A 25250-nucleotide genomic window follows, 5' to 3' on the forward strand; every position below is an offset into this window, starting at 1 on the left:
CTCCCCGGCGAGACCGGGACGTTGGAGGTGCACATGGCGCTGGTCGTGGTTCGATTGCACCCCCAGGGGGACCCGGTCTCGGGCTCGGATTTCTCCGCGGCGCTGAACGGGCTGACGATCCGTGTGTTCGATCTGTCCACGGCGTCGGGCGAGGCGCAGATCGGCAACCCGGCGCGTTATGTGGCACCACCGGACCCATTGCATCCGGAACTGCCGCATCCGGACACGGATATCGTCCAGCACGTCCGGCTCACCAACCCGCTGTCGGGCACGTTCGAGCGGCTGGCCGCGGCGACCGCGCTCTTCGAGATCGCCCCGCCGCATCCGCCCGCGGGCCGCCCCGAGCACGGCACCCGGGATCTGCGCGTCGAGGTGTCGCGGGGCGGCGGCGTCATCCTCGTCCGCCGGATCTTCATGAACGTACCGGAGTCGTCAGGGTCGATCCCGGCCGACCGCGGTGTGTTCCCCGGCATCGGCCCGACGTCGCTGTACCTCGCCCTACCCCCGGCCGGCACCCAGATCGACCCGGCCGACGCGTACGTCGAACTGCCCGCCGACGGCAGCCCGCCGGCGTACGACGGACTGCTGAACGCCGTCGCCCGGGTGCTGGGACACGACCCCGGGGCGCCGCTCTCCCTTACGGGGCTCAGTGTGCCGCAGGCCCGGCACGTGGCCCGCGAGGTCATCTGGAACCAGAAGTTCCGGCCGATGCCGGTGCCCGCCGCGACCGACCTGGGCAAGCTGTACACCACCCCGGTCAGCACGGCCGACGACGCCGAACGCGGCCGGTTCGAGGCCAAGTTGACGTCGTACTACGCCCAGGGCGACGCGGACGCCGAGCGGCTGACGACCTACGTCTACGCGCTCACCACAGCGGTCGACGCGGAGGACCGGACGACGAAGGCCACCCAGGCGGCCCTCACGTTCCCCGTGCTGCCGGGGCAGACCGGCACCGGCGGGCGGTACACGACCGCGCGGGCCCTGGTGACGAACCTGCCCGTGAACGTCCGGTTCACCGTGCCCGCGCGCTACTTCTACGCGCTCGGCGCGGGCCTGCCCGTCACCTACGACGCCGAGCAGCGCTACCGGTCCGCCGTCCTCGCGGACACCGAGCGGCTGCGCGTCATGCTCAAGACCGCCAAGGACAGCGGGGTGATCAAGGAGCAACCCCCGGCCTCCCCACCGCCGCTCCCCGCCGGACAGCCGCCGGTCACGGACGCCCCCGCCGTCACCATCACCCAGGCCGTACGACGACTGCGCGCTCTCGGGGACACCTCGGGCAAGCCGCCGCAGATCGCCGCCACCGGCGACGTCCTCGCGCTGGTCACCGGCTGGCTCACGGTGACGCAGGCCGACATCGACACCGCCTTCTGGGGCACCATCGTCACGACCCACGCCAGCGGTCACCTCGACCTCGTGCTCACCACGCTGACGCGCGGGTACGTCGTACAGCCCGGCAACACCCCGCTGCGGGCGAAGATCCGCGCCACGCTCGGGCCCGCGGACGCGCCCGCCGTCTCCCGGATCAAGGCGGCCGAGTGGGAGGCATTCTTCCGCAACGACGCGTCCTGGCCCGACACTCTGCCCGACTTCACCCGGCCCGGTTCCCTGGACGAGCGACTGCAGGCGTTCATCCAGGAAGTGCGCAAGTTCTTCGTCCTCGCCTCGGCGGTGCAGGCCGTCCCCGACAACGCCCCGGGTGCGCCGCCGCTGCTGCGCGTGCCCGACGGAGATCCGGTCAACCGCTTCGTCGCCGCCTACCACGCCCGTGCGGGAGCCGACTTCGTGTTCGGCGGCACCAACGATCCGGGACACGTCCGCGACTCGCTGGACGACGTCGGGAACGCCCTGTTCGCGACCGACCCGCGCGGGCGCGAGTGGCTCGCGGCCGCGGTCGCGACGGTCGACGACCTCATGCGGCTGGCAGCCGTCGTCCCGGCGCCTCTGCGCTTCTCGATCGTCGAGGCCCTGTACGCCCGCGGCTTCACCAGCGCCGCGCAGGTGGCCGTCCGTACCCGGCAGGGCCTGCGGGACGCCCTGATCGGCACCGTCGCCGTCGACTTCGCCGACACCCTCGGCGCCGCGGCCGGCGGCCCTGCCCCCGATCCGGACCCGGGCGGCGACGGCCGGGCGCCGGTGCCGGTCAACCCCGACGGATGCCTGGTCGACTGCCGGCCACCGGACCACCTGTCCGCCCTCGGCCCCGTCGCCTACCTCAAGGCCCTGCTCGCCCTCCCGCTCAACGCCGACTGCCACAACCCGGACGGCACCCCGCACGGCGACGCGGCGCCGCCCACCCTCGGCGACCTCGTCGTGGCCCGCCGCGGCCCCGTCGACCAGTTGCGCGCCACCGCCGCGAACCTCAGCACCGCGATACCGGTCGTCGACCTGGTCGACGAGTCCCTGGAGGCCCTCGCCGCCAACCCAGGCGCGGGCAAGGGCGCCGTCCACGACACCTCCGCCGAGCTGACCGACGAGGACCTCGCGGCCCGGCCCGAGCACTCCACCCCCGCGGTGCCGCTGCCGGCCGGTGCCACCTACACGCCGCCCGCCACCGACGTCAGCCACCCGCTCCTCCCCTACCACCAGCCGCTGGACATCGCGCGCAGCCACCTCGACGCGCTCGGCACCTGCCGGTACGAGGTTATGCGGGCCTTCCGCCGCGACATCACCGAGTTCGTCATCGACCCGGGCGCCGAACCTGCCGAGTTCCGCCCCACCCTGTGGCGCTACCCGCTGCGTCTGCCCATCGCCCTGGAGTTCCTCGGGATGAGCCCGCAGGAATACGCCCTGCTGTTCTCCCCAGGTCCGACCACCAGCCCGAGGAAAGGCACTCCCGTCTGGGAGTACTACGGGTTCGTCAACAAGGTGGAGAACGACCGCTCCTGGACGGACCTCGTCGTCCGGCTGCCGCGGTTCCTCGAGGCTACCGGCCTGGACTGGTGCGAGTTCCTCGACTTGTGGCGCAGCGGGATCGTCCCGTTCGGACGCGGGGGCGAGGAGGGCCGTGACGACCAGGACCGGACAGAACCGGATGAGCCCGCGTTCCCCGACTGCGAGCCGTGCCGACTCGACGACTACGTGCTCGACCTCTCCGTGGAGGCCCTGCGCCGTCTGGCGGTCGTCGTACGGCTGTGGCGGATCCTGCGCCGCGCCTGCACGCCCGCCTTCACCTACGCCCAACTAGCTGACGTGGCAGCCGTATTGACCCTCTTCGGCTCGGACGGCTCCGCCAACCCCGACTTTGTCCGGCAGTTGGCCGCGCTGCAGCTCCTGCGCTGTCACTTCGGACTGCCCCTGGCGCCGCACGACAACGAACCCTCGGCCGAGACCCCGCCGGGAACCGGGCACAGCCCGCTGCTCGCGCTGTGGGCCGGGCCAGGCGACCCGCACGGGGACTGGGCGGTCGGCGCGCTGCTGAAGCACACCGGCGGGCACGCCGTGCGCCGCTTCCGCTGCCGGCCCCGTCCGGCGAAGTTCCTGGAGATCCTCGCCGAGAACCTCGACCCGCTGTCGGTGCTCGCCGGATTCGACCCCGCCGATCCGCAGGCCAGTTGGCACTCCCGGCCAACCAACACACTGCGCTTCGCCGAGGTGCTCGCCAAGCTGTACGCCAGCGATCTCGGCGTGGGCGAGCTGCTGTTCCTGTTCACCGTCCAGGACCACACCCAGGGCGACGACCCGTTCAGCCTGCCCTCGCCCAACGAGACGCGTGACGATCCGCTGACGCTGCCGGACGACGACACGGCCAACTCGCTGTGGCGGCTGCGGGAGCAACTGCTCGACACGGACGCCTCGGACGATGACGCCGCCCGGTCGTGGACGCAGGTCGATGCCGCCCTGCGCACCGAGTTCGGCTACACGAGCGCTCCCGGCTCGGACCCGCTGTACCGGCTCGGGGCGCGCTTCTTCCCCTCGCTGCTGGAGGACGACGGCATCGTCGTACCGGTCGAGGACCGGCGCTGGAGCGCCCCGCTGGCCGGTTCACCGCCCGCGATGTGGAACACCCCGCCCGACGGACCCTTCCGCTACGCCGCCGACCGGCTCACCGCCGGGCTCCCGCTGCGGGACGAGGCGGTGGCCGCGAAGCTGGCCCGGATCCGTCAGCTGCGCCCCGAAGAGCGGCACGCGGTGCGGGAGTTGCTCGCGGGACCGCGGGCCGACCTGTCGCCGTTCGCGTTCCTCTTCGAGGACGCCGAGGCGGCCCTGCACCTCCTCGTGCACGAGGAGGACGAGCGGGAGCGGTTCGCGTTCTTCGCCCGCTCGGTGCGCACGGCGGTGGCTCGTGCACGGGTCGTCGCGGACCACCTCGCCGGGCACGTCGAGGCGGCGACCGGGCAGCGCCGAGGCGGCACGGCCGCGCTCGCCAAGGCACTGCTGCTGGTGCTGCGCGGCGACGAGAACGAGGGCCTCGCCCCGTGGGAGAACGACGCGGGGACGGCGCCGACCGTGACCTGGGACGGAGTGAACGGGGCGGCACTGGCGGCCCTGCTCTCGGTCACCGGCACAGGTCTGCTGGGCGAGTACCGCCGGGTCACCACGTCCGGTCGGGGCCCGCTCGTGTGGCGGCAGCCCACCTCCGCCCTGCGCCTGTTCGGTCCCGGTCGCGACGAGGTCGCCGTGGCCGTACCCGGCCTGGTGCCGGGGCTGGATGCCACGCTGACGGCGGGGCAGGCCCGGTTCGCCGGGGTCCGCAATGGGTTCGCGCTCAGCGACCCCACCGGTGAGCCGCTCGGCGCCGCGGAGGGCTTCGCCGTCCGCTGGACCGGCAGCCTGCTCGTCGAGACCGGCGGCGCGTACACCTTCTACGCCGGTGCCCCCGGGCAGGACGGCGAGATCCCCGACCCCGAGGCCGCGCGGGCCCGGCGCTGGCGTGTGGTGCTGCGCCGGGGACAGCGCGTCTGGGGCGTCCTGGCCCGGCACTGGCCGGGCGAGACGGGCGCACCCGAGTGCGCGTCCGAGCTGGAACTGCGCCGCGGCGCCTACGACGTCGAGATCGAGTTCGTACAGCCCGCACCGGAGTTTGCCGAGGCCGACGACGTACGCCCGGCCACCACCGGATTCGAACTCGCCTACAGCGGCCCGGACTCCGAGGGCCGACCCATCGCCCTCCCCCGGCACCGGCTCTACCGGCGCACCCAGGACCCGGGCCCCCTGGACCGGAATCTCAAGGACCTCACCGACGCCGAGCGGCGCGCCCTGCGGGAGCGGTACACCGGCTCGCTGCGCGATGTGCGGCGCACCTACCAGCGGGCGTTCAAGGCGCTGCTGCTGGCCCACCGGCTCGGCCTTGCCGCCGCCCCCGTTGCGGACGACGGACAGTCCGAGATCGGCTATCTGCTCACGCACCCGGACCGGTTCTCCGGGGCGGCCTACCGCAAGGAGGGCGCCGCCTACGCGGTGCACCTGGCCGGTTTCGACCCCAACCTGCTGCCGGTCGCTGACCCTTACCTGTCCCCGGATCCGGCCGTGGACCAGCGGGTCGCGCCGTCCATCGCCCGGCAGCAGGCGCTGGCCGACATCTGGGAGCGCCTGTTCGACTACACGGTTACGCGGGCCGAGACGACGGGCTCCCCGGAGCGGCCCTTGTGGCTGCTGTTCCACGAGTCCGCGGAGGGCCACCCCGACCTGCCCGCGGATCTGCTGCGGTACGTCGGCGTCGACCTGCTGCGCACCTCGCTCGTCACGCTGTTCGACGGCCGGCCCGCGCTGGTCAGCGACGACCTCGTGGACGAGCGCTGGCCGATCCGCGTCTGGCACGCCGACCTGCTGCTGCGCAGGGTGCTGCGGCGCTTCCTGGTCGCGGACGTACGGGCCGCGCGGCCGGACCTGTGGGCCGCCGACGACCCGGCTGCCGGTGGGAACGCCAACCTCACCGCCTTCGTCGCCGACGGCTATCTGTCCGCCGGACCGCCCCGCCGGTACGCCGATCTGCGCGCCCTGGACGACGGTCTGCGCGAACGCGGCCGCGCCGCCCTGCTGGCGTACCTCACCCGCTTCGACCGGGTCACCGGCGTCGGCGGCGCCCCGGTCCGCGAGGCCCGGCATCTCAGCGACCTGCTGCTGCAGGACGTCGAGGCCGGACTGTGCGAGCGGGTCAGCCGCATCGACGACGCCATCGGCGCCGCACAGACCCTGGTCAGCCGGGCGCGGCTCGGTCAGGAGCCCGGCTGGGTGCCGTCTCCCGGGTTCCTCGCGCTGTGGGACGCGCAGTTCGCTCGCTACCAGGTGTGGGAGGCGTGCGCGCGGCGGCGGTTCTACCGCGAGAACTGGGTGGACGTCGACGAGCTGGCGCTCGCCCGGCGCAGTGAGGCGTTCGCGTTCTTCGAGGCTCAGTTGCGGCGGGTCACGCTGACCCGGCCGGAGCCGGGCGGGCTCGACGTCTGGGCGCAGCCGCCCGCTCCGGAGCACCCGGGGCTGGCGCTGCTCCAGGTGCGCGACCCTGCCACGCTGCACGAGGGGGACCCTGCCTGGCACGGGTTCGATCTGCTGGGGACTCCTCAGCGGCATGCGCGGCCGTCGTGGCTGGCGGCGGTGCATGCGCCGTCCGGCGACGGGGGCGACGTAGCGACTGAGGGCGGAGGGGGCGAAGACCGGGAACCGCGAGGCGATGGCGGGGACGACCGGGAGCCGCCGCACGACGGTCCGATCGAGCTGGGGATGGTCCTGCGCGACGAGCGCGGTGAGCCAGGCGACGACAACAGTCCGTCGTCCTCGGCAGCGGTCGAACTGCCCTGGTGGATCGAGGCGCCCGTGCAGCTCGGCACCCGCTTCCTGCGGGTCGCCGCCGCCGGAGACCCCGCCGTCACGGCCGGGCCCGGGACGATCGGCCTGCTGACTGCCCCTGCCGCGTCGTCGTGCTGTGCCACGTGCGGCTGTGAGCACGGCCCGCTCGTCGACGAGTACTACTTCTGGCTGGTCGACACCCGGCTCTACGACCCCGTGGAGCAGGACCCGGGCTGGCTCTGGCACGAGCCCGACCAGCTGCCCGGCCTGCTGGCGTGGCCGGAAAAGCGAGCCGTGCGGCTCGCGTGGTGCCGGGTGCGGCACGGGGAGTTCAGCCCCGTCCGCTACAGCAGCGAGGCCCTGCGCTGCACGGCCGGGCCGGCCCTCGGCTTCGCCGGGCGGACCGACGACTCGATCCACCTCGTCGTCACCGGCGGCATCGCGCCGCCGGGGCACGCGGCTCAGCCGCCCGGGTTCCGCTACGACATCGCCGTGGACGACGTCGTCGTACTGCCGCAAGCCGTGGCACCCCCGCCGGCGCCGCAGCCGCCGTCCGGTCCCGTGCATCCGGGCCAGTTGCCCGCCTATCCCTACTTCGTGTTCCACAGTCCCGGGGCACCGCTGGTGCCGGACTCGCCGCATGCTGCGGCGACGGCCGTGGCGGCGGCGCTGCGCGCGCACTGTCATCCCGGTGCGGCGCTCGGCTGGTACCGGCTCGCCGCGGATGTCGCCCATGGCAACGCCTCGTGGATGCGCTGTTCCGGGCGGGACGAGCGCAGGGGGCATCGCGGGTGCTGCACGGACAGCACGCGTGCCTCTCAGGAGGACGTGCGGCGGCGCAGCATCGTGCTGCACCATGCCGAGACGCTGCTGGAGTGGGGCGACGCGCTGCTGCGTGCCGGAGGGAGTTCCGAGGATCTCAGTCAGGCGCGGGTGGTCTTCGACGGGCTGAAGGCGATCCTGGGCCGGCGGCCGCGGCTGGTGCTCGACGCCGATGCGACGCCGCCCGACAAGGCGCCGACGGTCGCCGCGCTCCTCCCGCATCCGGCGCCGCCGAACCCTCGGCTGATCGGGCTGTACGACAGTGTCGAGGACCGGCTGTGTCTGATCCGCGCGTGTCTGGACGCGCAGCGGCTGCCTGCCCTGTGGCCGCCGGACGGGCCGTTCTTCGGGAACACCGAGCGGCTCGGCTGCGACGACGTGTGCGTGCCGGACAGTCCGTACCGCTTCGCCTTCCTGGTGAGCCGGGCCCGCGATCTCGCCACGGAGGTGCACGGCCTCGGCACGGCGCTGCAGGGCGCGTTCGAGCGCGGGGACGCCGAGTTCCTCGCCGCGGTGCGCGCGGACCAGGAGCGTCAGTTGCACGCGCTGTCGGTGCAGACCCGGCGGTTGCAGTGGCGGGACGCGGACTGGCAGGTGCAGGCGTTGCAGAAGACGAAGCAGATCGCCCTCACCCACCGCCGTTACTACGCCGACCTCGTGGAGAAGGGGCTGATCCAAGGCGAGAACGACTATCTGTCGCTGACCGAGCAGTCCGTGGGCAGCCACGGTACGGCGATCCCGCTGGAGGCGACGGGGCAGGCGCTCGGGTTCATCCCCGACATCTGGCTCGGTGTGGCCGGCATGGGCCCGCTCAACGCCAACCAGCTCCCGCTCGGCACCAAGCTCGCCGGGGTCTTCTCGGCGGCCTCGCGCATTGCGGGGATCTTCGGCACGATCGCGGGGATCACCGCCTCGGAGCGGCTGACCGAGGCCGGCTGGGACCGGCGGGCGGCCGAGTGGCGGCACCAGGTGGAGATCCACGACATCGAGATCGAGCAGATCGAGCGGCAGATCCTGGCGGCCGAGCGCCGCCGGGACGCCGTGCTGCACGAGCTGGACGAGCAGCAACTGCGCTGGGAGCAGGCCCGGATCACCGAGGAGATCGTCCGGGACAAGCTCACGGGCCACGCCCTGTTCCTGTGGCTGCAGCAGGAGACGGCCGCGCTCTACCGGCAGACGTACGAGCTGGCCGCGCGTGCGGCGGTGCAAGCGCGGCGCGCCTTCGAGCTCGAACGCGCCTTGCCCGCAGGGGACTTCCTCGCCGACGCCCGCTGGGACCGGTTGCACGAGGGGCTGCTCGCCGGTGAGCGGCTCGGGCTTGGGCTGCGGCGGATGGAGCAGGCGTACCTCGACCTCAACGGGCGTGAGTACGAGCTGACCAAGCACATCTCGCTGCGCCTGCACGCGCCGGTGGAGTTCCTGCGGCTGCAGGCCACGGGGCGGTGTGAGATCGAGCTGCCGGAGTGGCTGTTCGACCGGGATTATCCGGGGCACTATCTGCGCCGGATCAAGAGCGTCGCGCTGACGGTGCCCTGTGTGGCCGGGCCGTACACGGGTGTCCATGCGCGGCTGACGCTGCTGGCGAGTACGACGCGGGTGAGTCCGGTGCTGACGAGTCCGGTGGCGCCGTGCTGTTCGGCGCGGGCCGACGAGCCCTCCGCGTGCTCCCACGACTGTGCTTGTGGGGGCGGTTGCGAGGACTCGACGGGCTGCGGCCACGGAGGTTACGCCCTGCTCCCCGAGGACCCGCGCGCCGTACGCCGGTACGCCGCCCGGGAGGCGGTCGCCACCTCCACCGGCCAGTACGACAGCGGCATGTTCGAGGTCCGCTTCCAGGACGAGCGCTATCTGCACTTCGAGTACCAGGGCGCGGCCAGCCGATGGCTGCTCGAACTCGCCCAGGAGGACAACCAGTTCGACCTGTCGAGCGTGACCGACGTCGTCCTGCACCTGAACTACACCGCGCGGGAGGGCGGCACGGCCCTGGCGGAGGCGGCACGGCGGGAGGCGCGAAAGCGGCGGCCCGGCAACGGACTTCGCGTGTTCGACGTCGAGCAGGACCTGCCGCAGATGTGGTCCGTCTTCTCTCGCGGCGCCGAGGACGAGGAGCGGCGGCTGCCGTTGCGGCTGTCCCGCGCGATGTTCCCCTTCCTGCCGGGCAACCGGGCGCTGCGCATCCGCCGGGTCGAGTTCTTCTTCGAGGCCGGGTGCGCCTGCCCGTCGGTGCACCACCCCGTGCGGTTCAGGCCGCCCGGGCGTCGGGGGGCCGAGGAGTACGAGGTCGTCGAGTGTGTGGCCTCGCGTGACTGGCCGGAGCTGTTCCACGGTGTGCTGCCCGACCTCGGCGCGGAGGGCGGTCCGACGCTGGTGCACGGCGGACGGGAGGTCGACCTGGGCAGTGTGACGGTGCCGGGGCGGTTCGGTGAGGTATCGCGGCTGTGGCTGCTGTGCAGCTACGAGGCCGACGACTGTGACCGGGACCGGCGATGACCGACCTGGGCCAGGGCGCGCCCGCCTTCCTGGGCGCCGAGCAGGACGACACCGAGCGCGGCCCCGTCCGGCCCCGGCCGGATCCGCTGCCCGGGGCGGAACTGCCCTCGGCCGGCGGGGCGGTGCGCGGAATCGGTGAGAAGTTCGGCACGGACTCGGTGACGGGCACGGGTTCGTTCGCGATTCCCGTCCTGCTCACGACCGGCCGGGACGGCTTCGGCCCGCAGATGTCGCTCGGCTACGACAGCGGGCAGGGCAACGGGCCGGTCGGATTCGGCTGTTCGCTGGGGCTGCCGTCCATCACACGCCGCACCGACAAGGGGCTGCCCCGCTACGACGACGCGCACGAGTCCGACGTGTTCGTCCTGTCCAGCGCCGAGGACCTCGTCCCCACCGGGCGGGACCGGCGGGACGGCGGGTATCTGGTGCGCGGCTACCGTCCCCGGGTGGAGGCGAGCTTCGCGCGCATCGAGCGCTGGACGAGCGTCGACGACCCCGCCGATGTGCACTGGCGCTCCTGGTCCGCGGACAACGTGCTGACGGTCTACGGCGTCGACGCCGACGCCCGGATCAACGATCCGGAGGCGCCGGAGCGCGTCTTCTCCTGGCTGATCAGCCAGACCCGGGACGACCGCGGCAACGTGATCGCCTACGAGTACGACCGCGGCGACGGCGTACGGGACCAGGCGCAGCGCTATCTGCGGTGCATCCGGTACGGCAACGCAGTCCCCCTCCTGGATGACGCCGGGGACCGCCCGGCCTCTGTGACTGCGGCCGAACTGTGCGCACTGCAGTGGCACTTCACGCTCGTCCTCGACTACGGCGGCCACGACGAGGAGCGGCCGGGCCCGGAACCGGACCGGCCCTGGTCGCCCCGCCCGGATCCGTTCTCCTCGCGCCGCAGCGGGTTCGAGCTGCGCACCGAGCGGCTGTGCCGTCGGCTGCTGATGTTCCACTCGTTCCCCGAGGAACCCGACGTCGGCGACGCCTGTCTCGTCGCCGCGACCAAGCTGACATACGCGCCGACTCCGGCGCCGGACGAGGCGACCCGCCCGGTCTACGCGGAGCTGACCGCCGTCACCCACGCCCGTTTCCGGCGCCGGCCCGGGGGCGGGTACCGGCGCAAGGCGTTTCCGCCGGTGGAGATGGCCTACAGCCAGGTCGCCGTCCAGCACGAGGTGCGGGTCGTGGAGCCGCGGGAGCTGGCCCGGCTCCCACACGGCCCGGGCCGGCTGCGCTGGCTGGACCTGCACGGCGAGGGCATCCCCGGTGTCCTGACCGAGCATCCCGGCGCCTGGTACTACCTGCGCAACCTCAGCGCGCTCACGGATGCGCCGCACTTCGGCGCGCTGGAGTCCGTACCGCGGGTGCCGAACCAGACCCTCGCCTCGGGTGCGGAGCTGCTCGACCTCAGCGGGGACGGCCGTCTGGACGTCGTAGACCTGACGGGGCCGCAGGCCGGGGTGTACGAGCAGGACGAGCACGGCGGCTGGCGGCCCTTCCGCCCCTTCGCCGGGCCGCTGGCCAGCGCCCCCCGGGCGGACCTGAGGCTGGTCGACATCACCGGGGACGGGCTCGTCGACGTCCTGCGCCTGGCGCCCGACGAGCTGGGCTGGCACGAAGGGCTCGGCACGTCGGGCTTCGGCCGCGAGCACCGGGTGCCGGTCGATCCGGCGCAGTGGCGGGGCACGCGCGTGGTTTTCACCGACGACTCGGGCGCGCTGCTGCTGGCGGACATGACCGGGGACGGGCTGCGGGACCTCGTACGGGTCGGCTGCGCGCAAGTGTGTTACTGGCCGAACCTCGGGTACGGCCGGTTCGGCACGCGCCAACTGCTCGAGAACTGCCCGCGCTTCGACACCGACGACCGCTTCTCCCCGGACCGGGTGCGCCTAGCGGACATCGACGGGACCGGCACCAGCGACATCGTCTACCTCCACCCGGACGGGCCACGTCTGTACTTCAACCAGTCCGGCAACGGCCTGAGCCGCGAGGTCCGGCTGCGCGGGCTGCCCCCGGCCACCGCTGTGGACGACTGCGACGTCGTCGACCTGTTCGGGAACGGCACGGCATGCCTCGTATGGACCTCTCCCCTGCCCGGCAACGCGGGCCGGTCCGTGCGCTACGTCGATCTGATGGGCGTCAAGCCGCATCTGCTGACCCGGACGACGAACAACCTCGGCGCCGAGACCCGCATCCACTACCGCTCCTCGACGTCCTTCTACCTCGAGGACGAGGCCGCGGGACGGCCGTGGCGTACGCGGGCGCCGTTCCCGGTGCAGGTGGTGGAGCGGGTCGAGTCGATCGACCTGGTAGCCCGGCACCGGCTGACCACGCGCTACGCCTATCACGACCAGTATTTCGACCCCGTGGAGCGGGAGTTGCGCGGGTTCGCGGTCGTCGATCAGTGGGACACCGAGGACTTCGGCGCTCCTGGGGACGGAGCGTGGGAAAACTCCCACCCGGTCGCGCCCGTCCACACCCGCAGTTGGTTCCACACCGGTGTCCGGCTGGGCTGCGAGCGGGTGAGCCGACTGCTGGCGCACGAGTACGACGAGGGGTGTGCCCGCGAGGGCCTGCCCGACAGCGTGCTCCCCGAGGGGCTCACTCCGCAGGAGGAGCGCGAGGCGTGCCGTGCGCTGAAGGGCATGCTGCTGCGGCAGGAGGTGTACGGGCTCGACGGGTCGGAGTGTGAGTCCGTGCCGTACAGCGTACTGGAGCGGAACTTCACCGTGCGGCTGCTCCAGCCGGTGGGCCGAGGCCGGCACGCGGTGTTCCTCGCCCATCCCCGGGAGCAGTTGACGGCCCGTTATGAACGCGACCGTGACGATCCGAGGGTCACGCACGCGATCACCCTGCGGGTCAACGAGTTCGGCCAGGCGCTGGAGGAAGTGGCCATCGCCTACGGGCGGTTGCCCGCCGATCCACGGCTGACAGCGCCGGTCGACCGGGAGGAGCAGGCCCGGACGTTGGTGACCGCCATCCGGTACGAGCACAGCGAGCCGCTGTTGGACGATCCCGGCCACTACCGGCTGCCGCTGCCCGCGCAGCAGAGCACGATCGAGGTGCGGGATGTCGTCCCCCCCGAGGGCGGCTGGCTGCGTTTCGAGGACTGGACCGGGCCCGGCGCGCCGTCCGCGCGGCCGCACCGGCTGTTGCGACGCACCCGCACCCTGTACCGTCCCGACGACCTCGGCGGCGCCGACCCGCTGGCCCTGCTGCCGTTCGGCCGCGCGGGGCGGCGGGGCATCCCGGGGCTCGGCCTGACCCTGGCGTTCACGCAGGACATCCTGGCCCGCGCCCTGGCCCGGGACGGGCGGCCGCTGCTCGCGCCCGACGACCTCGACGCGGTCCTGCGCGAGGGCGGCTATGTGCCCGGCGATGTGCCCGGCGAGTGGTGGGTGCCGTCGGGGCGGACCTTCCTCGGGCCGGCCGGCGCCTTTCCGGGCGAGGAGGCCGCGGAGGACGAGTTCGCCTACGCCCGGGCGCACTTCTTCCGGCCGCGCCGCTACCGCGATCCCTTCCAGGACGGCGTCACCAGTCCCGACCGCGAGGTGCGCTACGACCAGTACGACCTGCTGCCGGTCGACACGGTGGACAGCCTCGGCAACCGCAGCACGATCGGCGAGCACGGGCCGGACGGGGTGCGCGAGGAGTCCGGCCTGGACTACCGGTTGATGAAGCCGGTCCTGGTGACGGATGCCAACGGCAACCGCTCCGCCGTGGCGCTCGACACCCTAGGGCTTGTCGTGGCGACGGCGGCCATGGGCAAGCGGGGGGAGGGACTCGGAGACTCGCTGGAGGGGTTCGACGACGCGTTCGTCGACGCGGCCCCCGGGGATGACGCCGAACGGCTGCTGCTCGGTGCAACCCGGCGCATCTGCTACGACCTGGAGGCGGTCCGCCGTACGGCGTCCGAGCCGGTGGTCCAGCCGCTGTCGGTGCGGACCATCCTGCGCGAGCGCCACCTGAGCGACCTCGCGCCGGGCGAATCCTCCCCGCTGCAGCAGAAGTTCGTCTACGTCGACGGGTTTGGGCGCGAGATCCAGACCAAGAGCCAGAGCGACGAGCCGGGCGGCTGGATCTCCAGCGGCTGGAAGGTCTACAACGACAAGGCGAACGTCGTCCTGTTCCACGAGCCGTACTTCACTTCCACCCATCGCTACGAACCCGGCCGGCGCGAAGGCGTGTCGACCGTGCGCTGCTACGACGCCACGCAGCGGCTGGTCGCGACCGTGTTCCCCGACGGGACGTACACCAAGCGGGTGTTCGGCGCCTGGTGGTCCAGCACCTGGGACCGGGCGGACACCGTGCTCGCCGATCCGCGCCACGACCCCGACATCGCCGTGGCCACCCGCGGCCTGTCCGACCTTCTCCCCGCTGAGTGGCGGCCGTGGTACGAGCAGCGCGTCGACGGCGGGCTCGGCGACGCCGAGCAGCAGGCCGCCCGGGCCAGCGCGGCCCACGCGAACACCCCGGACATGGAGTGGTTCGACGCGTTGGGCCGGGCCGTGCTGGTCCGGCGCACGGACGGACGGCACGCGGTGGAGAACCGGGTGGTGCTGGCGATCACCGGCGAGGTGCTAGCCGTGCGCGACGCGATGCCCGACGAGGATCCGCGCGGGCGTGCGGTCAGCCGTGCCGACCATGACCTGCTCGGCCGGGTCGTACGGCACTGGGCGCTCGACTCGGGGACCCGTTGGCAGCTCGCCGATGTCCTCGACCAGGAGCTGCGCACCTGGGACTCCCGGGGTCACGTCTCCCGCACCCGCTACGACGCCGGCCGCCGTCCCGTCGCCGTCCTCGTGACGGGCGCCGACGCCGACCGGCCCGAGGCCGAGGTGACGGTGGAGCGGGTCGTCTACGGGGAGACCCTCGCGGACGCCGAGGAGCGCAATCTGCGCGGGCGTATCCATATGCGGTACGACCAGGCGGGGTTGTCGGTCTGCAACGGCTACGACTTCAAGGGGAGCCCGAGTTCGTCCACGCGGCGCGTGGCGGTGGCCTACGACCAGGTACTGGACTGGGCCTTGGTGCAGCCGTCGGCGGACGACGTCCTGGAGCCGGCGCGCCTCGACGCCTCCACGCGCATGGACGCGATGAACCGCCCGATCGTGCTGACGTCGCCCGCACTCGGCTCGGCGGCGAGCGTCACCCGTTACCGCTACGGCCGCTCCACCCAACTGCGCGCCCTCCAGGTGCAGATCGAGGGCGAGCTGGACGCCGACGGGCAGCCGGTGTGGACAGATGTCGTGACCGCCATCCGCTGCAACGCCCGCGGTCAGCGCACCCGGGTCGAGCGCGGGAACGGGCTCGTCACCGACTTCGCGTACGACCCGCTGACGTTCCGGCTGGTCCGCGTACGCTCCGCCCTCGGTTCCAGGTGTGTGCAGGACCAGCACTACACGTACGACGCCGCGGGCAATCTGGTGCTGGTTCGGGACGACGCCGTACCCCCGGTCTTCTTCCGCAATCAGCGCGTCACGGGTGAGTCCGCCTACCGCTACGACGCCCTGTACCGGCTCGTCGAGGCGACGGGCCGCGAGCAGCTCGGGCTCGTCGACGCGGGTGGCCCGCAGCTCGGGCGTCACCGGCCGGTCGCGCATGTGGAGGACGGGATCGCTGTCGGGCGGTATGTGGAGCGGTACGCGTACGACCTCGTGGGCAACCTGCTGCGGATCGCCCACCGTGGGAACGACCCGCAACACCCTGGCTGGACACGGGAGTTCCACTACGCACGAGGCTCCGGAAACCGGCTCCTCGCCACGTCCCTCACCGACGGACTGCGGGAGACGTACGCCTACGACGCGCACGGGAACACGGTGACGATGCCGCACCTGGCCCGCCTGGAGTGGGACCACCGGGACCGGCTGAGGTCGACGTGGCGGCAGGTGGTCGACGAGGGCGGTGAGGCGCGTTCGGTCGTCGTCGATCGGACGTACTACGTCCATGACGCGACCGGTGTCCGCGCCCGGAAGGCGACGCAGCGTTCCGGTGGCGTGCCGGTGCACGACGAACTGTTCCTCTCCGGCGTCGAGTTCGTGCGCGAGCACGCCGGGCGCCATGCGGGCCTGGTCCGCATGGGCCTCGATGTGGGCGACGGGGTCGGTGTGTTCGCGCGGGTCGAGACCCGTAACGAGGTGGACGACGGGTCACCGCGGCGTCGGGTGCGGCACCAGCTCACCGATCATCTCCATTCGGTGGTGCTGGAGTTCGACGACGAGGGCAGGCTGCTGTCGGCCGAGGGATACTCGCCGTACGGCGCCACCGTCTGGCGGGCCACGCGAGGGCAGACGGACGCCCCGGCCCGGCGTGGCTTCCTCGGCAAGCAGCGCGACGACGAGACGGGCTTCTACGCCGTCGGCGCCCGGTACTACGTTCCCTGGCTGGGGCGTTGGCTGTCGTGCGACCCGGCGGGCCAGCGCGGTCCTACGAGCCGGTACGCGTACGCCGCCTGCGATCCGGTGAACCGGCTGGACGACAATGGCGCCTGGGACATCAGCTGGAAGGACGTCGCCATCGGGGCGGCGGTCGCCGTCGGGACGGTCGCCGTGGTGGCGGTGGTCGTGGCGAGCGCGGGTACGGCGGCGGCTCCCCTGCTCGCGGCGACGGCCACGACGCTCGGGGTGAGCGAGGCGACGGTCGTCACCGGGGTGGTGGCGGCCGGCACGGCCTTCGGCATCGCAGGGACCGTGAACACGGCCAACGAGGTGGCGACGGGCCGGACGGTGACCGGCAGGGTGCTCAGCGACCAGGAGCGCTCACGCAAGCTCGGTGCGCTGCCCGTCGAGGCGTTGGCGACCATCTTCGGCATGCGGGGCATCTCCTTCGGGGGCGGCGGCGGAGGCGCGGCGCCGAGCATCGCGGCCGATGTGGCGGTCAGCGCCAACGGGACCGCGGCGCTGACCCGGCCGAGCATCGACTTCGGGTTCAGCCTGCCCAACATCGTCGCCAACACCGAGGCCATCGCCCCCGCGCTCATGGCCACCGCGGCTCCCGTGGTCAGCGCGATCACGGGCGGAGGCGGGGGTGGCGGGACATCCGGCGGATCCGGCGAGTCCGGTGGGCAGTCCAAGGAGCCGAACCAGTCCCCCAAGCCCCCGCCGGAACCGAACAGTTCGTCGACGACCGGGGCGGGCGCGCAGCCCGAGCCGAGTCCCGCCGCCACCTCCGACGCCGCAGGGGCCGCCACCGGCGGCAACGGCGCCAACGGATCGACGTCCGGAGGCTCGACGGCGGGCCCGAAGATCGCCCCGTACAAGGAGATCGGCGGCCACCACACCCACCAGTCGGCCGCCAACTCCCCGGCCGGGCAATCCTCCCGCACGGGCAACCCCAACCACGGGGACGCCCTGGCCATCGAGCAGGGCGTGCCGGGCTTCACCGAGGCCGACCACAACCTGGCGTCCGCGCTGCAACGCAACGCCAACCGTGCGATGTGGGGCAAGGAGATCACCGACAAGCCGATCGGTCCGGTGACGATCAACGCTGGCGGGGAGGGCACTTCCCTTGGTAATCCGTCGCCGTTCTTCGAGGACGTCAAGGCGTTCTTCGCCCTGGTCGCGGCGGGCCGTTCGCCCCAGCAGTCGCTGATCGACGTACTGCGGTCGCGGGCGCAGATCGACGCGTCGGGGACGCCGACGCTGCGTGTGCCGACGCGTTGACGCGGACGCGTTGATGCGGGTGCTGTCCGGATTGCCTTGCGAGTGATCGGCCCGCGATCCGGCCAAAGTTGCTGTGACATCCATTCGGCAACCCCTCCGTCAGGTAGCGGCCCGCCTGGCGAAACGCACCCACGAACACCAACGCTGCCCCGGGTCCGTACCGCCAGTCCAATGCCCCTTGCGGAAGGCGAACTCGTCCACCCCCAGCACCCGCGGGGCCCGGTCCGGCACCGGCGGTGCCGTCAGGAGCCTGAGCGGTCAGTCCGCCGACCTGCTCGACGAACGTCCTGCGGGAACAGCTTCTCCGATCGCAGAAGAACCGCTGTACCCGGAGCAGGATCATGACCCGCCGGTCGCCCAAGGGGCGCTCGTCCAGGGTCCGTTGGTATGAGCTGTGCACCCGGCCGGCCTGCTGGCAGGGCTGAGCATTTCAGTTGGCGGACTCGACCCGGCGCAGTACGAGCGTCGGTGACCGGCTCTCTGCCAAGTCTCGGTCACCAGGGCCAGGAGCCCGGAGATGGCCACCCGGCATCGGCTTCACCTGTCGGAATCCACGGCTCCCCGAGCTCTCCCGCCGATCACGGTTGGTAGTCTCCCGGGATGACTGCGACGTTCGACGTAGCCGTCCGCGCCCGGCTGCAAGCCCCCAACATCTGGTACGTCGGCACCGTGTTCGCCGACGGAGCACCGCAGGTCAGCCCGATGTGGGTGGATCTGGAGGGAGCGGGGGAGCTGACGTTCAACACCTCGGTGGGTCGAGTGAAGGAGGAAAATCTGCGCCGTGACCCCCGCGTCTATCTCTCGCACGCGGACACCACCGATCCCTTCGACCGAGTGCAGATCAGTGGTGTGGCGGCCCGTTTCATCGAGGGCGAGGAGGCGCACGACCGGATGGACCGGTTGGCCCGCAAGTACCTGGGCAGTGAGCGTTTTGAGTGGATCATTCCGGGGGAGCAGCGGGTCGCGGTGATCGTGCGCCCGGTCAAGGTGCGGCACATCGTCGGGGTGGAGCGGTTTCGGCCCGGCGGCCCCGTCCCCGCTCCCTGACCGGCACACCTGTCGTGCCAATCGTCGCCAACAGCACGGCTTCACCCCGGCAGGGGAAGGACCGCTCTGCCCGCCAACTCAAGCGCTCATTCGCCAACTGAGGCCTTCGGCGGCGACGTACGGTGGGTGTGGCGTACCAGGCCGGACCGGTGGGCCGCTCGCCGTTCGGCGTCAACGGGTTGGGCAAGCGCGGGTCCAACTCGATGTACGAGAGGTCCACCAGCCATGAACCGGGCACCTTCGCATCGAACGCGGGTGCCTTGACGTGCACCGGCGCGCCCAGGCCGACGACGGTGCCGTTCGCGGCCGCGGCGAAGGCCATGTTCACGTCGATGCCCACCACGTAGCGCTTGAGGCACTCGTCATCAGTGAGCGACCGCGCCCAGTCGTACGCCTCTTCCACCAGGACCTCATCCGGGGTGCGCTGGTGGAAGCGCGGCAGGTGGGCGAGCAGCGGGCTCCGTCCGGCGCCTCGCACGGCACGCAGTCCATGGGTGCCGTGCCGAGCGAGCCCGGGTTGTGCTCGCTGTGCCGCTTGCCCCTCTCGTCCGGCTCACTCGCGCGGGTGGGCGGGTGCAGCGCGGTCATCAGCTCCAGGCCGGTGACGGCGGTAGAGCCGCGCGGAGTCATCACACGGTTCGCGTAGGTGCCCAGCAGGTTCGCCAGATCGGCCGGCGGCAACTGTGCCGCGTCGTCCCAGGAGCGGGCATCGAGCGCGTCCCAGGCCAGAATGCACAGCTGGACGCAGGAGCGCTGCAAGCCCTGCGCCGGACGGTAGATCCGGGCCCAGGGGCCGAACCCACGCCGGGTGAGCTGCCAATTCGCCTTCGCCAGCTGCTCCAGGACCCTGTGCCGCTCGGGCAGACGTCCGGCCCGGCGGTCTTCGTCGCTCAGCCGGGTCGGGAGGCCGTAGCGTTCGGCGGCCACGCATCGACCGCGCTGAACAGCTCGTTCTCGGTGGGCACAGAGGTCACTCCAATCGCACATTCAACCACTCCTTGGATCACTCGTGGATCGCTCAATGACGGGCGGTGCGATCGAGTCGTGCGCGGTTCCACGGCGCCGGGATGGCGTGTGCGGCATGGCTTCGGTGCAGGCAGGAGGACAGGTGTCAGGCTGAGCCGGTCCTGCCCTCGGGTCTGCGTAAGGACCGCAGGTCGGAATCTGGTGAACTCCGGTTGAACAGTCTCAGCAAGAGGTCGACGGCCAGCAGAAGGTGCGCAATCCGGGGGCGTCCTCATCCCGCCCTTCTGGGAATCCGGCGGACTCAAACACGGGACTCTCACGGAGTCAGAGCGGCTAACACAATGACCGGAGCTGTCGGGGGGTGATCAGGCAGCAAGGCAGCTTGAGGAAGGCCTCGTGGATGTCGGCTCTGCGGTTCCCATCGGATGCGGAGTCGCCTGAAGCCGTGCAGCCAGGCGAAGGTGCGCTCAACTAGCCATCTGTAGGTGCCCAGTCCGCTTCCGTGGCGGGCGCCGGGCGGGCGACGCCCGACACGATGCTGCGGGCGCCGACCTGATGCGGTAGGTGTCGTGGTCGTAACCACGGGTCGGCATGGCCGTCTCCGGCGGGCATGTCTCCGGGCCGGATCCGCTCTAGAGGGTTGGCAGGTTGTGCTCCTGACTGGAATGGTGCTATCTCTATTAGCACCATGTTGTGGAGCATAGATCATGGCGTAGCCACGCCATTGCGGGAGCAGATCGCCAGCTGCGTGCGTCGGGCCATCGCGAGTGGAGACCTCGCTGTCGGTGATCCGCTTTCGCCGGCGGCTGAGCTGGCTGAAGCGCTGTCGGTGGACCGGAACACCGTTCTTGCCGCCTACCGACAATTGCGCGACGACGGCGTGTTGGAGTTTCGCCGCGGACGTGGGGTTCGTGTTGTGCGTGCCTCGCCACCGCCGCCAGGCGTTGTGACGGCAGCCGAGCGGTTGATCGATGTGGGACGCGAGCACGGCATGCACCGCGACGACTTGACCCGACTGATCGAGGAGCTGACATGACTGACCGGAGTGTTTCTGCGCTCTACGCTGGACGATCGACGAATTGGCTGGTGATTTGGTTGTCGATCGGCCTCATGTTGCCGCTCGTGGTGATGGGCGGCGCCCCTGAGGGGGCATGGATGTCGAGTGGCTTCGTTGTTCCGCTCGCCGGGATTGCTTCGGTGGCGTTGGTCCACGTGCTGACGGCCTCGAGTGTGCGGGCGACTGCCGGAACCCATGGTGTCAGGGTGCACTTCGGCGTCTTCGGCTGGCCGCGCTTTCGGTATTCGATCAATCGCATCCGGCACGCCGAGGCGATTGAGATCCCGCCATCCCGGTTGGCCTGGGGCATCTGGTGGTCACGACGCTTCGGCCTGATGCTTACCCTCCGTTCTGGCCCGGCGCTGTGCCTCACCCTTGCCACTGGCCGAAAGGTCACGATCAGCACCCCACACCCCGACGTGGCGGTGAAGGCGATCGACGCCGCCCGTTGACACATGCCAACGCCGGACATGAGGTAGATCAGCCCTGGCTGCCGTGGCCGCGTGGTGAGTTGAACGTTTCCTGTGTCGTGGGGACTTCGCCATGGATCGTGTCGGATGAGCTGTGGGACCGGATCGAGCCGCTGCTGCCACGGCGGGAACGGCGGTTCCGGCATCCGGGCCGCAGGCCGTTGCCTAACCTGCGCGTTTCACTTGCGGTGGCGTCCGGATCTTGAGCGGAAAAACGAACGTGCCTTCTGAGCTGGGACGATGAGGCTTGTCTAAGGTCTCTGCAGTCCGAGCAGGAAGGCACTTTCTGCGTGCACACTACCGCCTCGTGTCCCAAGCTCGTCGTGTCAGCCGACGGTCGCGGGGTGGTCAGCCATGCCGGATCCCGCCTGCTGGCCGATCTCGCCGATGTCACCAGCCTGACCACGGCCTTCACCGACGCGCTGCGCCGACTGCGACCGCGCGGCTCCGGTCACGCTCCCGGTCGGATCGCAGTGGACTTGGCGGTGATGCCATCCGACGGCGGGGAAGACTACGCAAGCGGGGCATCCGCACCTGCTTCTCCGTCGGACACCCCGCCACCGAGCCGGTCCGCCGCTCGATCCGGGCCCTGCCCAAGCAGGTCTGGCACCCCGCGTTGGAGCAGAACGGCGCCCTGCGCGAGGGCGCCGAGGTCGCCGAGCTGACCGGCATGGTCGACCTGGACGGCTACCCCGACGGCACCCGGATCATCGTGCGGCGCGAACGCCCGCACCCCGGCGCCCAGCTGTCCTTGTTCGACCTGGACGAGGGCATGCGCCACCAGGTCTTCCTCACCGACACCCCTGACGGCGAAGGCTCCCTGCAGCATCTGGAGGTCCGCCACCGCGCTCACGCTCGCGTTGAGGACCGCATCCGGTGCGGCAAAACCACCGGCTTCGGCCGCTTCCCCTCCCGCCACTGCGAGGGTTGGCCTCGAACCAGAGGCGTGCGCGCTCCACCGTTGGTGGGCGAATGCGACCGACACGCCATCGGTGACGCCGCAGGGGCACCTGCGGCCGCTCAACCGTCGGCGGAGGCTTTCTTGATCGCTTCGCGGATCCGGGAGTACGTGCCGCAGCGGCAGACGTTCTCGATCCGGTCGATGTCGACGTCCGTCGGGCGAGGCGTCTTCTTGAGCAGTGCGGTCGCGGCCATGATCTGTCCGGGCTGGCAGAAGCCGCACTGCGCGACATCGCAGTCGAGCCAGGCCTGTTGTACGGGGTGGAGTCTGTCGCCGTCGGCCAGGCCTTCGATGGTGGTGACCTGGCGGTCCGCGCAGTCCGCGACCGGGACGACGCAGGGCTGGATCTCGGCGCCGTCGAGGTGGCTGGTGCAGGCGCGGCAGACCCCGACGCCGCAGCCGTACTTGGGGCCGGTGACGTTCAGCATGTCGCGCAGCACCCACAGCAGCGGCATGTCGGCCGGTGCCTCGACGGTGACCGGCTTCCCGTTGAGGACGAAGGAGTAGGAGGGCATCGGTTCCTTCTCAAATGTTGATCAGGACCTGGTCAGTGGTCGGTTTCAGGAGTCGGTCAGACGTTGATGGGGAAGCGGCGCGGCCGGGTGCCGGTCGCCCGGGCGTAGGCGTTGGCAACGGCACCGGCCGCGGCCGGAACGCCGAGCTCACCGGCCCCGCCGGGCTCCCGCCGGGAGGGCATGATGTGCGCTTCGAAGTGCAGTGGGGCGTGCCGCTGGCGCGCGTAGCGGAAGTCGGTGAAGCTTCCCTCGCGGACGGCGCCCCGGTCGATGTGGAGGCCGGCCCGCAGCACGGTGGAGATGCCGTCGATCGCGGTGCCCATGAGCTGGGCCTCAAGTCCGCGCGGATTGACGGCCGTTCCGACGTCGGCCGCCATCACCACCTTGGTCACCCGGGGGTTCTTCGGGTCGGTGGCGTCGATCTCGACCAGGCAGGCCACGCAGGAGCCGTACTCCTCGTGGATGGCCACGCCCTGGGCCCGGCCCGCCGGCATGGTCCGGCCCCAGCCTCCGGCAGTCGCGACCTTGTCGAGTACGGCTTTGACGGCCTTGCTCCTGAGCGTGGTGCACCGGAACGCGACCGGGTCCTTGCCCAGGCTCCTGGCGACCTCGTCGACAACGATCTCCTCCGCGGTCCGCATCGTCCCGGAGTCCACCGAACGCCAGGCGCCGAGAGGCATCGCCAGCTCCACCGAGCCCGAGTCCCCAAAGACGCGTCCGAAGTTGTACAGCCCGCTGTCACTGGGCAGCGGGCCCGCCGCGGGAAGGCGCCCCGAGCGTGCGACCGCGGTGGTCACACCGCCCTGAGCGCCCCGGCCCTCCGGTCCGGAAGACTCCGAGGACCCGGAGGACTCGCTCACCGAGGCCATCGCGTGGGTGAAGGCCACCACCCTGCCCCGTGCGTGGCTGGCCCTGATCCCGTGCTGGGAGGCCGGGCGCATCCTGCCGTGCCGTATGTCGTCGGTACGGCTCCACATCAGCTTCACCGGCCGACGAGCCGCTTTCGAGATCAGTGCCGCCTCGATCGCGGCGTCGAAGTTCAGCCGCCGCCCGAACGAGCCGCCGCCCCGCATGACGTGGACCCGGACCGAGGACGTCGGCAGCCCGACGGCCGAGGCGATGCTCTCCCGCGCCTCCATCGGTGTCTGGGAGGAGAACCAGATCTCCGCGCGCTGGGCGCGCACATCCGCCACCGCGGTCAGCACCTCCATCGGGGCATGGCTGACGAAGGCGAACTCGAACTCGCCCACCACCTGCGCCGATCCGCGCGGCGGGGCGCCCAGCGGCGGGACCGCGGCCCACAGCCGGGCCCGGATGGCGGCATCCGACAGCGGCGCCAGCGGACCCGGGGCCCAGGTGATCCGCAGGGCGTCCCTGGCCTTGAAGGCGTGATGGAACGATTCCGCCACCACGGCGACACCACCGGCGATCCTGACGACCGCGAGGACTCCCGGCAGGGCGCGGGCCGCCCGGTCGTCGACCGAGACGACTTTCCCCCCGATCGTCGGCGGCCGTGCCACCACCGTCGGCTTCGCTCCGGCCACCGACAGGTCCCCGGCGTACTTCGCCTTGCCGGTGACGATGTCCCGCGCGTCGATCCGGGCCGTCGGCCGCCCGATCACGCGGTGCCGGGACGCCGGTTTGGGCTTGCTCGACACGGCCGGCCGACGGATTCGGGCGGCGCTCGCGGTCAGGGACCCGAACGTGGCCGTACGTCCGTCCGGTGCGACCACCATCGTGTCCCGGGTGCGCAGTGAGCACGCGGGCACGTGCCACCGCCTGGCGGCCGCGGTCACCAGCTTGGCGCGCGCGGTGGCGGCCAGCCGACGGGCCGGGCCGTACAACGAGCTGACCGAGTTCGAGCCGCCGGTGTACTGGTTCCCCTTGGCCCGGGCGTCGGCGAGCGGGATCTGTACGTCGGCGAGCCGGGCGTCCAGCTCCTCGGCGATCATCATGGCGACCGCGGTCGTGATGCCCTGGCCGACCTCGACGCGCGGCAGCCGTACGACCACCTTGTTGGCCGCAGTGACTTCCAGGACCAGCATCTCCTCGTCGGTGCCGGTCACCAGGACGTCGGTCGGTCTGCGGGCGCCCTCCGCGGCTGTCTCGGCGCCTTCGGACGACGACGTGCCGCAGCCGATGGGCGTCGCGAGAGTCAAGGTGGACGCCGCCAGTGAGTAGACCATGAACCTTCGACGGGACAACGTGTGCCGTGGCGCCTCGTCCTGGGACGAGCCGGTGCCTGCGGCAGAGGACTTGAAGCCGTCCACCCACCATCACTCCGTTCGTTCGCCTGGCTTGCCGACTGGTAAGAGGGATGAGTTCTCTTCTCGGTTGCGTGTGGGAGCCGCGGCACCGGGGTGGGTGCCCAGGCGGCCCGGTGTGGGATCGCCCTTGACCTCGCCGATGTAGACCGTCATCCGCTGGCGGACGGGTTCGGCCGCATCGCGGTCCCGCATGAAGGCGGAAAACGTCGACGTTCGCGTTGTTGTGCTGCCACACCGTCTTCAGCCCGGTGGGCGGGGCGACGTC

7 protein-coding genes and 4 pseudogenes are annotated in these 25250 nt (G+C 71.7%); 7 read left to right on the plus strand and 4 right to left on the minus strand.

The window, feature by feature from the left end:
* Positions 1–33: 33 nt before the first annotated feature.
* From ABZW18_RS25155 to ABZW18_RS25165, 3 genes are all read left to right on the plus strand, one after another.
* Entirely contained in the window at positions 34–10038 is a 10005-nt protein-coding gene (locus tag ABZW18_RS25155; RefSeq protein WP_356191282.1) for a neuraminidase-like domain-containing protein, read from the plus strand.
* Positions 10035–17702 (plus strand): SpvB/TcaC N-terminal domain-containing protein, encoded by a 7668-nt coding sequence (locus ABZW18_RS25160; RefSeq protein WP_356191286.1) that lies wholly within the window; start codon positions 10035–10037, stop codon positions 17700–17702. Before ABZW18_RS25155 ends, ABZW18_RS25160 begins: the two co-directional genes overlap by 4 nt.
* A gap of 600 nt (positions 17703–18302) precedes the next feature.
* The gene (locus ABZW18_RS25165; RefSeq protein WP_356191289.1) at positions 18303–18749 is read left to right on the plus strand and encodes a TIGR03618 family F420-dependent PPOX class oxidoreductase; all 447 of its coding nucleotides are present in this window, start codon (positions 18303–18305) and stop codon (positions 18747–18749) included.
* Positions 18750–18867: 118 nt separating this feature from the next.
* Here ABZW18_RS25165 and ABZW18_RS25170 read toward each other — a convergent pair.
* Positions 18868–19667, minus strand: a pseudogene (locus ABZW18_RS25170) (transcriptional regulator); the annotation flags it as partial.
* A gap of 381 nt (positions 19668–20048) precedes the next feature.
* Positions 20049–20223: pseudogene (locus ABZW18_RS25175) on the minus strand (transposase); the annotation flags it as partial.
* A gap of 180 nt (positions 20224–20403) precedes the next feature.
* On the opposite strand from ABZW18_RS25175, the gene ABZW18_RS25180 reads away from it, so the two are divergent.
* The 4 genes and pseudogenes from ABZW18_RS25180 to ABZW18_RS25195 all read left to right on the plus strand — a co-directional run.
* A complete protein-coding gene (locus ABZW18_RS25180; RefSeq protein ID WP_356191292.1) occupies positions 20404–20751 on the plus strand; it encodes a winged helix-turn-helix domain-containing protein in 348 nt (115 codons plus the stop codon).
* Positions 20748–21224, plus strand: a complete 477-nt coding sequence (locus ABZW18_RS25185) for a hypothetical protein (protein ID WP_356191294.1) — start codon at positions 20748–20750, stop codon at positions 21222–21224. The genes ABZW18_RS25180 and ABZW18_RS25185 overlap by 4 nt, the downstream gene beginning before the upstream one ends.
* Before the next feature lie 38 nt (positions 21225–21262).
* Positions 21263–21412, plus strand: a pseudogene (locus tag ABZW18_RS25190) (IS5/IS1182 family transposase); the annotation flags it as partial.
* 90 nt (positions 21413–21502) lie between these two features.
* Positions 21503–22155: pseudogene (locus tag ABZW18_RS25195) on the plus strand (hypothetical protein); the annotation flags it as partial.
* Positions 22156–22262: 107 nt separating this feature from the next.
* On the opposite strand, the gene ABZW18_RS25200 reads toward ABZW18_RS25195, so the two are convergent.
* Both ABZW18_RS25200 and ABZW18_RS25205 read right to left on the minus strand, forming a co-directional pair.
* Positions 22263–22718, minus strand: coding sequence for a (2Fe-2S)-binding protein (locus tag ABZW18_RS25200; RefSeq protein ID WP_356191296.1), 456 nt, complete (start codon positions 22716–22718; stop codon positions 22263–22265).
* Between the two features lie 56 nt (positions 22719–22774).
* Positions 22775–24904: a molybdopterin cofactor-binding domain-containing protein gene (locus ABZW18_RS25205; protein WP_356191328.1), complete on the minus strand. Its 2130-nt coding sequence runs from the start codon at positions 24902–24904 to the stop codon at positions 22775–22777.
* Positions 24905–25250: the final 346 nt, after the last annotated feature.

It is taken from the genome of Streptomyces sp. NPDC004647, from assembly GCF_040609575.1.
GTDB lineage: Bacteria > Actinomycetota > Actinomycetes > Streptomycetales > Streptomycetaceae > Streptomyces.